This window comes from Phycisphaeraceae bacterium (assembly GCA_019636735.1).
GTDB lineage: Bacteria > Planctomycetota > Phycisphaerae > Phycisphaerales > SM1A02 > VGXK01.
Genome location: JAHBWY010000005.1, coordinates 67,324 through 79,339, shown reverse-complemented (window position 1 = coordinate 79,339; position 12,016 = coordinate 67,324). Strand labels below are relative to the sequence as shown.

Sequence of the window (12,016 nt, the reverse complement as noted above, 5' to 3'; positions counted from 1 at the left end):
CGACCGCGCGATCGAAGCCACCCGCGACCGCGCGGGGGTCACATCGGCTTCTCGCCGACGGTCTCGTCATAGACCTGGAGCAGCTTCGCCTTGTCGAAGATGAGCTCCTGGCGAGAGAGCCCCGTCACTTCGTAGTGCGGCGTGAGTTCGATCGCATCGCAGGGGCAGGCCTCCTCGCACATGCCGCAGTAGATGCAGCGCAGCTCGTCGATGTCGAACTGCTTCGGGTACTTCTCGCGATCGGGCCAGGGGCTCTCATCGGCCACGATGTGAATGCAGTTGGCCGGGCAGGCGGTCGCGCACATGAAGCACGCCACGCAGCGCACGCGGCCATCTTCATCCTTGTTGAGGCGATGCACGCCGCGGAAGTAGGGGCGGTACTGGCCGCCTTCCTCGACCGGCCGATCGTCGCGCTTCTGCTCGGGATACTGGAGCACCCAGAGGGTGTCCTTGTTCGAGCCGTCGCGGCCGACATTCTTGAGCGCATGCTTCAGCGTGGTGCCGAGGCCCTTGAAGACATTCACCACGAAGAGGCTCTCCGTGCGGTTGAGCCTGGTCGGGGTCACATCGATGATGTCCTCGTCGCGGATGGCCATTGGAGCAGCAAGGATACCCCGCGATTCATCCACGCGATCTGTGCGGATCGGCGTTCTTCGCCCTAGGCTCCGCGGCGTGACCTCGAAGGCGGATCGCAGGGCCAACGCAGCGGAAATGCGACTGGGCTACCGGCTCATGGGCATCGCCTTCCAGAGCACCGCCGAAGTCGCCGCCGGGCTTGGCATCGGCTGGCTGGTGGACAAGCTTCGGGGGGGTGGCAACACCGGCATGATGATCGGTGGCATTCTCGGCGTGGTCGTGGCTATGGGAACACTCATTCGGCAGGGGATCAAGACCATGAAGGAACTCGACGAGATCGAGAAGAGGAGGCGCCGCGGTGAGTGAGCAAGACGACCGCGCCGATCACCCATCGGACCGAGACGCGCCAGCGCCTTCGCCGCGCGGCGGGTCGGGCATGATCGGTTCACTCGCCGCCGACCCACGCGAGCCGCGGATCAGGCTAGCTTCGGGGGCCATTGTGCTGGCGGTGCTGCTGGCGGGTGTCGGCGCGGCAACCTTCGCGGCGCTGATCACCCATCGGATCGTCGGCTCGCCCGCGGCCACGGGGACAGGGGACGCGACGGCCGCCATCGATCCGGTGACCGCAAGTCTCGCGGGCTCGCTGGCAGCCATCTTGGCAGCGGTCCCGATTCTGGCGGCCATTCAGCCGTGGCGCGTGCGGGCGGCGGGAACCTGGGCTGCGATCTGGCTCGGCAGCACCGTGGGGCGTCTGCTGCTCACGCCGATTGCGGGGCTCGCTGTATACTCCGCGATCCCCGGCAGAACGGATGTTTTCCTTCTGTCGCTGGCGGGGACCTACTTGGCGTGTCTCGCGGCGGAAGTCGCGATCGCGGCCAGGAGCATCGCCCGATCGCTTGCGGCGGCCGATGCGAACGCCCGCCAACCGCCCGCTTCCTGATTCAGACCGTCACCATGAACGCCCTCTTCCTCGCCGGACTTGATCCCCTCCACCATGTGGTGGACAAGAAGGTTTTTGGGTCGCAGTTCATCTCGATCAGCATGGTGATGCTGATCGTCGGAGGAGCGCTGACCATCTGGGCCCTCTCCCACGCCGCGAAGCGCATCGCCACGGGGCCGGAGAGTCTCGGCAACGAGCGCTACATCACCAAGGGACGGCTGGCGCAACTCATCGAGACGCTGGTGGTCTATCTCCGCGACGAGATGCTCACCCCGGTGCTTGGTGCGGCCACCGCGCGGCGCTACCTGCCGTTCCTGATGACGCAGTTCTTCCTGATTCTCACGCTGAATCTGCTCGGTCTGATCCCGCTGATCGATGTGCAGACCCTCTTCAAGAACCTCGTCGGTGTGCAGACGCCCGAAGGAGCGGACTGGGTCTTCTTCGGCGGCACTGCCACGGCCAGCCTCTCGGTGACGGCGGGCTTGGCGATCTTCTCCTTCATTGCGATCCAGATGCACGCCTTCCGGGAGCTTGGCGTGAAGGGATGGCTCGAGCATCTCTGCGGCGGCCGCGACCTGCTGGTTGGGCCCAAGGGCCTCTGGCTCGTGGTGCCCATCATCTTCGTCGTCGAGTTCATGGGCCTCTTCATCAAGCCCGCGGCGCTCGCGATTCGTCTCTTTGCGAACATGGTGGGCGGCCACACCCTGCTGGCGACGCTGCTCATGTTCGGGGCCATGGCCCTTCAGGGCGGCATGGGCCTGCTCGGGGTCGGCGGAATCACCGTCGTCTCCGGCATCTTTGCCGTGCTGATCACCTTCCTCGAGGTCTTCGTGGCGGTCCTCCAGGCCTTCATTTTCATGTTCCTGACGGCGGTCTTCATCAGCACTATGAGCCACCACGACGAGGAGCATGGCCATGAGGACCATGGCCACGAGGAGCATGGACACGCTCAGCCCGCCGCGGTCCACGCCCACTGAACCAACGCCCGATTTCCACTACCATGTTCGCCCCTTCGGGGCATGTCGGCCTGAAGGCCGATCGTCCGAAACTCTCGCACCAACGATCGATTTCGATTCAGCCAAGGCACCAGGAGCCATACGCGTCATGAAGAAGCTCACCATGCTCGTCCTTCCCGCCCTCGCCGCCCTCGCCGCCAGTGGGACCGCCGCTGCTGCGGAACCCAGCACCGCCAGTGGAGCAATGAACCTCACCGGTCTTGGCGCGGGGCTCACCGCCGGCCTCGCCGTGCTTGGCGCAGGTTGGGGCGTCGGTCGCATCGGCAGCGCCGCGGTCGAGTCGATCGCCCGCCAGCCGGAAGCGAGCGGCAAGATCTTCCTCAACATGATCATTACGGCCGCTCTCGTCGAAGGCGTCGCGCTCTTCGGCGTGGTCGTGGGTCTGCTCGCGTTCACCAGCCTTTGAGTGATGTCGCCGTGGGGCGATCGGCGCGTTGCATAGCGCCGATCGCTCCAAGGCGTTCGTTGTTTCGCGCCGCGCTGACGCGAGCGCCGCACCGGATCAAGGAGTTCTCTCGTGCCTCAGCCACTCCTGCTTGCCGCCGATCTGACGCAGATCGAGACGCTCATCTCGGCCACGGCCATCGTGGTGTTCCTGGTCGCCTTCGGGTTCCTCTACCTGAAGGTGTGGCCGGTGATCGTGAAGGGTCTCGATGAGCGGAACAACAAGATTCTCGGCGAGATCAAGGCCGCCGAGGATGCCCGCAAGCAGGCCAAGGCCGCGCAGGCGGAGTTCGAGAAGAAGCTCGGCGAAGCCCGCGAAGAGGCGACCCGGCTCATCGCGCAGGCTCGCTCCGAGGCGCAGCGCCAGGCGGAGACCCTTCGGGCCCGCATGGAGCAGGAAACTCAGGAGCGCTTGCAGCGAGCCACCGCCGAGATCGAGGGTGCCAAGCGCCAGGCGATCATGGAAGTCCACGATCGCGCGGTCTCCCTCGCGACGCAGATCGCGGGTCAGATCCTGAAGCGGGAGATCGCCGCCAGCCCCGACGATCAGAAGCGCCTGGTCGAAGAGTCCCTCCAGAACCTTGCCGGCAGTCGGAACTGAATCCGCTGAAGGCGTTCCCTTTCACCGCCCCTCCCGATGCCCACCCAAGTCGACGAGATCGCCAAGGTCTACGCGAGAAGCCTCTTCGAGCTGGCCGACAAGTCCGGCGGCGAGGCGAAGATCGCGGAGTCGGCGTCGGAGCTCGAAGCGATTGCCGAGCTCGTCCGCGGTGACGCGAAGCTGCGGGAGTTCCTCGCTTCGCCCATCGTCGAGCGTGACGCCCGCGGCACCGCCCTTCGGAAGATCTTTGAAGGTCGCGTGAGCGAACTGACGCTGCGCTTCCTGCTGGTCGTCAACGAGCATGATCGCAGCGGTCACCTCCAGTCGATCGCCGACGCCTACGACATGATGGTGCAGGAGCGCTTCGGCCGAATCGAGGTCGATGTCTTCACCACCACCGGTGGGCGACTTGAACCCGCCGTCGAGAGCGCGATCGTGCAGCGCGTGAAGGCGGCGTTCGGCAAGGAGCCCGTGCTTCACAGCTACGCCGACCCCGCGATGATCGGGGGCGTCAAGCTGCGCGTGGGCGATCAGCTCATCGACGGCTCCGTGGCCACGCGCCTCCGCCGACTGGCCAGCAACCTGCACGAGCGCGGTCAATCCGGACTGGGCCGCGACCTCAGCAGTTTTCTCACCTGACCCAACTGAACCCGTTCCGCCACTTTCGAACAGAACACGAGGCTTCCCGTGAAGATCAAGACCGACGAGATCACCTCCGTCATCAAGCGTGAGATCGAGCAGTTCTCAAGCCAACTGGAGATCAGCGAGGTCGGACAGGTCATTGAAGTGGGTGACGGTATCGCCCGCGTCTACGGCCTCAGCAAGGTCATGGCGGGCGAGCTCATCGAGTTCGAGACCGAGGGCGGCACCATCATGGGCCAGGTGATGAACCTGGAAACCGACACCGTCGGCGCCGTGCTCTTCGGCGAGGCGACCACCGTCCGCGAGGGCGATGTCGTTCGATCGACCGGCCGCCTGCTCGAAGTGCCGGCTGGTCCGGAGCTCCTCGGTCGCGTCATCGATCCACTCGGCAATCCGCTTGACGGCGGCCCGCCCATCAAGGCGAGCGCATCGATGAAGGTGGACATCGTGGCGCCCGGCATCAAGGAGCGCCAGCCGGTGAAGGAGCCGCTCCAGTTCGGCATCAAGGCCGTCGACAGCATGATTCCCGTGGGCCGTGGTCAGCGCGAGCTGGTCATCGGCGACCGCAAGACAGGCAAGACCGCGGTCTGCCTCGACTGCATCATCAACCAGAAGGCGTTCTGGGGCACGCCCGACGCGGTCGTCTGCATCTATGTCGCCGTCGGTCAGAAGGACTCGACCGTCGCCGGTGTCGTCGAGACGCTGAAGAAGTACGGCGCGATGGACTACACGATCGTGGTCGCTGCGACCGCAGGCATGTCGGCACCGCTTCAGTACATCGCGCCCTACGCGGGTTGCGCGATCGGCGAGTACTTCATGTGGCAGGGCAAGGAGGGGAAGACCCCGAAGCATGTGCTCTGCGTCTACGACGACCTCTCGAAGCAGGCCGTCGCCTATCGCGAGCTTTCGCTTCTGCTGCGACGACCGCCGGGCCGCGAGGCGTACCCGGGCGATGTCTTCTACCTGCACTCGCGCCTGCTCGAGCGCGCGACCAAGCTCTCAAGTGAGAATGGCGGCGGTTCGCTCACCGCGCTGCCGATCATCGAGACGCAGGAAGGCGATGTCTCGGCCTACATCCCCACCAATGTCATCTCGATCACCGACGGGCAGATCTACCTTCAGCCCGAGCTCTTTGCCGCCGGCATCCGGCCTGCCATCAACGCGGGCATCTCGGTGAGCCGCGTCGGAGGCAACGCGCAGATCAAGGCGATGAAGGAGGTCGCGGGCTCGCTGCGACTCGATCTTGCGGCCTATCGCGAGCTTGAAGCCTTCGCCCAGCTCGGAACCGAGCTTGATCCGACCTCGCAGCGCCAGCTCGATCGCGGTGCCCGCATGGTGGAGCTGCTCAAGCAGGGTCAGTACGCCCCCTACGACGCGATTGACCAGGTCATCTCGATCTTCGCGGCAAGCAAGGGCTTCATGGACGATGTCGCGCTCAACAAGGTGTCCCGGTGCGAAGCGGATCTCCTGGAGTACTTCCAGGGTCCGGGCAAGCCCCTGCGGGATCAGCTTGCGGAGAAGAAGAGCTTCAAGGGTCTTGAGGATCAGTTCATGAGCGCCTTGAAGACCTTCAAGGCGAACTGGCGGCCCTCTTGAGCCGCCGAGAACTGACTCCGGCAGATTCCAAGCGACGACTGATCAACCTCTTTGCCGTGCTCCTGCCGCCGGGCGGGCTGGCCGTGGCGATCGCTCTGCTCTGGGGGACCGCCATCGACGCGGTCTCGCTTTCGCTCTTCCTGGGCTTCTCGGTGATGACGGCGTTGGGCATCACCGTCGGCTTTCATCGACTCTGCACGCATCGGGCATTCACCACGCCGGCGCCGGTGCGCTACATGCTGGCGGCGGCGGGTTCCATGGCCGTGCAGGGGCCGGTCATCACCTGGTGCGCCGAGCATCGGCGCCATCATGTGCACTCGGACACCGAGGGCGATCCGCACTCTCCGCACATGGGCGACCATGGGTCGTGGGGCGAGGGCTGGTGGGCCACGCTGCGCGGGGCGTTTCACGCGCATCTCGGCTGGCTCTTCGCGCCGCACCAGGGCGGCCTGGGGCGCTACTCCCGGGATCTTGAGCGCGATCCGGTCCTGGTGGCCGTTGATCGGCAGTTTCGATTGTGGGTGTTGATCGGCTTGATTGCGCCGGCGGTCATTGGCGGAGTGATCACACTCTCCTGGTACGGGGCCATCACGGGATTCCTCTGGGGTGGCCTCATTCGTGTCATGGCGGTGCATCATGTCACCTGGAGCGTCAACTCGATCTGTCACCTCTGGGGATCACGGCCGTATGAGAGCGGCGATGAGAGCCGGAACAACTTCATCGTGGGCGTGCTCGCCATGGGCGAGGGGTGGCACAACAATCATCACGCCTTTCCATCAAGCGCGCGTCACGGACTTCGATGGTGGGAGCTGGATGCGAGCTGGTGGCTCATTCGCCTGTTGAGCAGCGTGGGGTTGGCCAAGGACATTCGGCTTCCCTCGCACGATCGAGTCAGCGCCAGGCGTCGAGGGTCGCCGATCGATCGACGGTCGGTGTCGGGGCCGGTACGCTCCGATGACCATGACCACGCCGCCGAGCACGACCCGGTCCTCCCTGCTTCATGACTCCGGCAAGGCGCTCTCGGGCATGCGCGTCTGCGTGACCGGTGGCGCGGGCTTCATCGGATCGCATGTGGTCGACGCGCTCGTCGAGCTTGGCGCCGATGTGAGCGTGATCGACGATTTCTCCAACGGACGCGAGGTCAATCTCTCCCGGGTGGCCAGCCGGGTGCGCGTCTTCGCCTCGAGCATTCTTGACCTCTCGGCGCTCGACGAAGCGATGGGCGGGGCGAAGGTTGTCTTTCACCTTGCGGCGCTGGGCAGCGTGCCGGCGAGCGTGGAGAACCCCGATCGCTTCCAGGCGGCCAACGCCGACGGCACGGTGGCCGTGCTTCAGGCGGCGCGGCGGCATGGAGTGAAGCGCGTCGTCTACTCCGCGAGTTCGAGCGCCTATGGCGATACGCCAACGCTGCCGAAGGTCGAAACCATGCGGCCCGATCCGCGGTCACCCTACGCAATGACGAAGCTGGCGGGCGAGCACTCACTCCGAGCATGGGCCATCTGCTACGGCTTGGAGACCGTCTCGCTGCGCTACTTCAACATCTTCGGTCCCCGGCAGCGGCATGACTCGGCATACGCGGCGGTCGTGCCGCGCTGGATCAAGGCCGTGCGCGAAGGTGCCCCGGTCGAGATCTATGGCGATGGAAGGCAGACGCGAGACTTCACCTTCGTGGCGAACGCGGTGCACGCGAACCTCTGCGCGGCGACGACTGCATCGGCGCTTGAAGGCCAGGTGGTCAACATCGGCTGTGGCGGGCGCTTCTCGCTGCTTGAGCTGCTGGAGGCGATCGAGCGTGGCGTCGGCACGAAGGCCGAACGGGTCTTTCATCCCATGCGGCGCGGCGATGTGCGCGACAGCGAGGCGGACATCCGCGCGGCCAAGGCGCTCATCAACTACAGCCCGATCGTCTCGTTCGAGGATGGACTGAGCCGCACCATTGCCGCCAGTGCTGATCAAGCCCCGGGTGCGGGGGCTGCCGCAGGGTCGGCCACGAGCGGATCGTCGCGCCGCGGATCTTGACACCCATGGCTGCAACCCGCTGGAAGGATTGCGCGTGAGCGTCTCCGCCTGGCCTCCCGATGCCGCCATCCGCGCCGGTCTCGACGCGGCGATCGAGCAGGCGGAGACGAGCTGGCTCGAAGGCGGCATTCCCATCGGCTCGGCGGCTTGCCCGGCCCGAGCGGGCGCGTCGTGGCGGCAGGCCACAACCAGCGCGTGCAGAGCGGCGACCCCACGGCGCATGCGGAGGTTGACTGCATCCGCCGCGCCGGGCGCCGGCGCGACTGGCGGTCGCTCACGCTGGTGAGCACGCTCTCGCCGTGTCCCATGTGTTCGGGGACCGCGATCCTCTTCAGGATCCCGCGCGTGGTGATCGGCGAGCACCGCACCTATCTCGGCGCGGAGGAGTGGATGAGGCGCGAGGGCATTGAGCTGCGCCTGTTGAACGACGAGCGCTGTGTGGCACTGATGGAGCGCCTTCAGCGCGAGAAGCCCGACCTCTGGGCCGAGGACATCGGCGAGTAGGCAAGCCGCCGCGTCCACCACGAGCACGCGATCCACGCCGCGGGAATGACCAGGGGAAGCAGGACCAACTGCGCCAGTGATGGGGGATCCGAGAGCAGGGGAGTGAGCAGGGAGCCGACGCCGTGGTGAACGCTGGGGTGTTGGGAACGAAGGAACTCGGCGATCTCGTTGCAACGGCCCATTTGACCACCGTCCGCCCCCTCAACACTCAGGAAATGCCATTCTGCTCCATCGAGATCTGCTCGCAGCGCCTTGACCTGCTCCGGAACGGCGGTAAAGTCCAACAAGTCCGGTTTCCGCAAATCCAGGCCACCCGGTTCTCTCCGAGTGGTCCACCTCGGGTTCACCTGCGGAGGAGTCGATGAACAACTTGATTCCGTCGTCCGTCGTCCGTCGTCCGTCGGCTCGCGCCGACTCTGACCGCGCTCGCAGCGATTCACCTGCTGGCGGTCGCTGGGGCGCGAGGAATGCCGCAGACTTGCGAGCGCTACCGGGCAGTGCCCATTGTGACTTCGATTCGCAGTGGGACGAGCGTGCTCATTTCGGGGCGCCATTCGATCACCACGCGCGTTGTCTCGAATGACGATGGCGCCGTCGCCGGATCGAGGGTCGTTGGTGAAGGCTCGAGTCAGACGACCGAGGCATTTCTCTGGCTTCCGCGTGATCTCTACGGGCTCTCCGCCGGGCTGCATTCGCTTCATCCAAGCGGCGCCGATGCGTCAGTGGCCCTGGGCATCAACGATGTCGGGAGTGTCGTCGGTGGCGTGCTGCCCGATCCCGGCGCCACCGCCGCATTGAGCAACGCGCTGCCGTGCATCTGGTGGCGCGAGAGCAGCAGTTCAACAGGGCACGAGTTCTTCGACCTTTCGCCCTACTTGCCGCCGCATCCTCAATCATCGCCGGCAAGCGAGCCGGATCCTCGGACCGGGTTGGCGTGGGCGCTCTCCGACGGGTTCGAGCCGATCGTGGTGGGGACATTCTCGTTCTGCTCGGATAGCGAAGGGGGATCCCTTCCCTTTGCCATTCAATGGACTGGGTCGTCCAGTGATTTTGGAGAGGAGCTTCCATCAGATTGGGAGCTGCCCACGATGGCCCGACCGTATGCGATCACCGGGACCGGCACCGCGGCCGTCGGGTTCGTGCAGAGGACGCCGCAACCTGGGCCGTGTTCGACCGAGCTAGGACAACCCAACTGCCCCACACTCCTCCGAACCCGGGATTCGTACGGCTGGTCAATGGGTTCGACTCCCAGCGGCGGTCTGCTGCCATACCCGCACCAGCCCGACGGCGAGTCCGACTGGCTGTACTTCGAGAACATCGCTCGTGCAATTGCGCTTGGCGAAGAAGGGCGATGCCTGGCCGTCGGCGTTGGCCAGCAGGCTCCGCCTGCCTTCCAAGACTGCGTTCGCAACGCGTGGATCTGGTCGCTTGGAAGCGACGGCCTTACCTCAATCTGGGTACATTCCTCGAAAAATCGGGCGATGCCGGCGGAAGAATCGGTGATCTCGATCGGCGCCCGACAGCGTCCGAGTCGCCGGCTTCCGTTCACCCGTTCCACTTGTCGAGGAGGAAGAGGAGTCGGAGTCTGCTGGCGGCGGTCCGCATGCCGTCATCTGGGAGCACCCGGGCGGGGAGGACCTCGAAACGGACTGGTGCGCCGTTGATCTTGCCACCGTGACCAGAGCCTGCACGATCGAGGGCGAGCTCCCATTCGCGGCGTCCGTCAACGATCGCGGCATGGTGCTCGTGATCGCAGGAACCACGCTCTACAAGCTCGCCCACCTGATGGACTTCGACGGGAATGATCGGGTTGACGGGTCAGATCTGGCAATGTTGCTAGGAGTGTGGGGTGCAGAAGGCAGCGAGGCCTGTCCATTCGACCTGGGCCCGACACCGCCCGAGGGAGAGGTCAAGATCGACGGCTACGACCTGGCGGTCCTGATCGGGAACTGGAGCAGCGGTGACGATCTGCTCACAATCGATCCGATCTGCTGTGAGTCGTCGGAATTCCTGCGTACAGGAGTGGAGAGCATCGGGAGCGCCCAGGATCGCCTGGACTCGTTCCTCGCCGCTCTTGGATTCGAAACGGACGAGCAGTTCGTCCAATGGTCGGCGGGAAAAAGCAAGGCGCAGCTCGAGGCCGCGGTGGCACTCGCGCTGCTTGTAATGAGCCAGCAACAGGAAGGTGAGTGATGAAACAGGATCAGAGAGCGGCGGTACTGTGCGTGTTCGCTGTCACGACCGGGCACGCCGTGGCGGGCGTGTCCTACACCATTGACAAAGCAGCGTGGGTGTCGGCGGCTGGCGGTGCCTCGAACATCACGCAGGTCAATTTCGGTGATGTTCCGGCCAACACACTTATAACAAATCAATGGGCCCCGCAGGGCGTGAGTTTCACCGACGGGGACGACTGGTCGGCCTACGCGTGGAATCCAGGCTATCCGCAGGCTCTGAAGCCGGCAATTGGGGGTAAGGACATATGGAACCCCGTGCCGCCAGGCATCTACGAAATCAACATGGAGTTCGCAGCCCCCTTGAAGTTCTGGGGCACCCGGCCGTTGAACTACATGGGTGTTCATGTTGAGTTCTACCTCGGCGATACGCTCGTCGGGGATATCTTTGCAAGCAACATCCCCTTTGGAATGCCGCCCAATGACGCAGTGGCGGTGTTCGTAGGCTTCCAGTCGGTCACGCCGTTTGACCGGGTGCGACTGATTCCGCCCCCGCCGCCTCAAGGCTTTACAGTCGCCGTAGCCGGCATGATCGAGTACATGAGCTTCGCGGTTCCCGCGCCCAGCGCCGCCTTGCTCCTGGCGCTGGTCGCACTGCGCACTCGCGGCCGAAGGCGGGGGTGACCGCCCGGTAAGGGCTTCGCTCAACCGTGATGCTCGCAGGACGCTGAAACGGCCATCCTGACGGAGCGCCACGATGCGATGTGAAAGTCGAGCAACAAGTCAGGTCGGGATCACCGATCACCACGGCTCGCACTGGGCTCGCGGCGATCGAGCAGGCGGAGAAGAGCTGGCGCGAGGGCGGCATTCCCATCGGCTCGGCGCTGCTTGACCCGAGCGGGCGCGTCGTGGCGGCAGGCCACAACCAGCGCGTGCAGAGCGGCGACCCCACGGCGCATGCGGAGGTTGACTGCATCCGCCGCGCCGGGCGCCGGCGCGACTGGCGGTCGCTCACGCTGGTGAGCACGCTCTCGCCGTGTCCCATGTGTTCGGGGACCGCGATCCTCTTCAGGATCCCGCGCGTGGTGATCGGCGAGCACCGCACCTATCTCGGCGCGGAGGAGTGGATGAGGCGCGAGGGCATTGAGCTGCGCCTGTTGAACGACGAGCGCTGTGTGGCACTGATGGAGCGCCTTCAGCGCGAGAAGCCCGACCTCTGGGCCGAGGACATCGGCGAGTAGGCAAGCCGCCGCGCCCACCACGAGCACGCGATCCACGCCGCGGGAATGACCAGGGGAAGCAGGACCAACTGCGCCAGTGATGGGGGATCCGAGAGCAGGGGAGTGAGCAGGGAGCCGACGCCGTGGTGAACGCTGGGGTGTTGGGAACGAAGGAACTCGGCGATCTCGTTGCAACGGCCCATTTGACCACCGTCCGCCCCCTCAACACTCAGGAAATGCCATTCTGCTCCATCGAGATCTGCTCGCAGCGCCTTGACCTGCTCCGG

The 12,016-nt window shown here is 65.3% G+C and carries 14 protein-coding genes; 13 read left to right on the top strand and 1 reads right to left on the bottom strand.

Annotated elements, in window-relative coordinates:
- Positions 1–38 precede the first annotated feature (38 nt).
- Positions 39–596: an NADH-quinone oxidoreductase subunit I gene (locus tag KF724_08360; GenBank protein ID MBX3355696.1), complete on the bottom strand. Its 558-nt coding sequence runs from the start codon at positions 594–596 to the stop codon at positions 39–41.
- A gap of 76 nt (positions 597–672) precedes the next feature.
- Here KF724_08360 and KF724_08355 point away from each other — a divergent pair, with 76 nt between their 5' ends.
- The 13 genes from KF724_08355 to KF724_08295 all read left to right on the top strand — a co-directional run bounded on the left by KF724_08355 (position 673) and on the right by KF724_08295 (position 11,750).
- Positions 673–942: an AtpZ/AtpI family protein gene (locus KF724_08355; GenBank protein ID MBX3355695.1), complete on the top strand. Its 270-nt coding sequence runs from the start codon at positions 673–675 to the stop codon at positions 940–942.
- A complete protein-coding gene (locus KF724_08350) occupies positions 935–1,516 on the top strand; it encodes a hypothetical protein (GenBank protein ID MBX3355694.1) in 582 nt (193 codons plus the stop codon). The genes KF724_08355 and KF724_08350 overlap by 8 nt, the downstream gene beginning before the upstream one ends.
- 14 nt (positions 1,517–1,530) lie before the next feature.
- Complete coding sequence (gene atpB / locus KF724_08345; GenBank protein ID MBX3355693.1) at positions 1,531–2,493, top strand: F0F1 ATP synthase subunit A; 963 nt, start codon at positions 1,531–1,533, stop codon at positions 2,491–2,493.
- 223 nt (positions 2,494–2,716) lie between these two features.
- Complete coding sequence (atpE, locus tag KF724_08340; protein MBX3355692.1) at positions 2,717–2,938, top strand: ATP synthase F0 subunit C; 222 nt, start codon at positions 2,717–2,719, stop codon at positions 2,936–2,938.
- Positions 2,939–3,049: 111 nt separating this feature from the next.
- Complete coding sequence (atpF, locus tag KF724_08335) at positions 3,050–3,577, top strand: F0F1 ATP synthase subunit B (GenBank protein MBX3355691.1); 528 nt, start codon at positions 3,050–3,052, stop codon at positions 3,575–3,577.
- Positions 3,578–3,613: 36 nt separating this feature from the next.
- On the top strand, positions 3,614–4,216 hold the full coding sequence (atpH, locus tag KF724_08330; protein MBX3355690.1) for an ATP synthase F1 subunit delta: 603 nt from the start codon (positions 3,614–3,616) through the stop codon (positions 4,214–4,216).
- A 48-nt stretch (positions 4,217–4,264) separates the two neighbouring features.
- Positions 4,265–5,815, top strand: coding sequence for a F0F1 ATP synthase subunit alpha (atpA, locus tag KF724_08325; protein MBX3355689.1), 1,551 nt, complete (start codon positions 4,265–4,267; stop codon positions 5,813–5,815).
- A complete protein-coding gene (locus tag KF724_08320; protein ID MBX3355688.1) occupies positions 5,812–6,819 on the top strand; it encodes a fatty acid desaturase in 1,008 nt (335 codons plus the stop codon). Before atpA ends, KF724_08320 begins: the two co-directional genes overlap by 4 nt.
- Positions 6,776–7,834 carry an NAD-dependent epimerase/dehydratase family protein gene (locus KF724_08315; protein ID MBX3355687.1) on the top strand — a complete coding sequence of 353 codons (1,059 nt, stop codon included), beginning with the start codon at positions 6,776–6,778 and terminating at the stop codon, positions 7,832–7,834. Before KF724_08320 ends, KF724_08315 begins: the two co-directional genes overlap by 44 nt.
- Positions 7,835–7,981: 147 nt before the next feature.
- Positions 7,982–8,338, top strand: a complete 357-nt coding sequence (locus tag KF724_08310) for a nucleoside deaminase (GenBank protein MBX3355686.1) — start codon at positions 7,982–7,984, stop codon at positions 8,336–8,338.
- A 1,674-nt stretch (positions 8,339–10,012) separates the two neighbouring features.
- The gene (locus KF724_08305) at positions 10,013–10,531 is read left to right on the top strand and encodes a hypothetical protein (protein MBX3355685.1); all 519 of its coding nucleotides are present in this window, start codon (positions 10,013–10,015) and stop codon (positions 10,529–10,531) included.
- Positions 10,531–11,193: a hypothetical protein gene (locus KF724_08300; GenBank protein MBX3355684.1), complete on the top strand. Its 663-nt coding sequence runs from the start codon at positions 10,531–10,533 to the stop codon at positions 11,191–11,193. Before KF724_08305 ends, KF724_08300 begins: the two co-directional genes overlap by 1 nt.
- A 116-nt stretch (positions 11,194–11,309) precedes the next feature.
- Positions 11,310–11,750 carry a nucleoside deaminase gene (locus KF724_08295; protein ID MBX3355683.1) on the top strand — a complete coding sequence of 147 codons (441 nt, stop codon included), beginning with the start codon at positions 11,310–11,312 and terminating at the stop codon, positions 11,748–11,750.
- The last annotated feature ends 266 nt before the right edge of the window (positions 11,751–12,016 follow it).

Coding starts and splice junctions, on each gene's coding strand:
- atpB (MBX3355693.1), top strand. CDS start 1,531: ATGAACGCCCTCTTCCTCGCCGGACTTGATCCCCTCCACCATGTGGTG.
- atpE (MBX3355692.1), top strand. CDS start 2,717: ATGAACCTCACCGGTCTTGGCGCGGGGCTCACCGCCGGCCTCGCCGTG.
- KF724_08315 (MBX3355687.1), top strand. CDS start 6,776: ATGACCACGCCGCCGAGCACGACCCGGTCCTCCCTGCTTCATGACTCC.
- KF724_08300 (MBX3355684.1), top strand. CDS start 10,531: ATGAAACAGGATCAGAGAGCGGCGGTACTGTGCGTGTTCGCTGTCACG.
- atpH (MBX3355690.1), top strand. CDS start 3,614: ATGCCCACCCAAGTCGACGAGATCGCCAAGGTCTACGCGAGAAGCCTC.
- KF724_08360 (MBX3355696.1), bottom strand. CDS start 596: ATGGCCATCCGCGACGAGGACATCATCGATGTGACCCCGACCAGGCTC.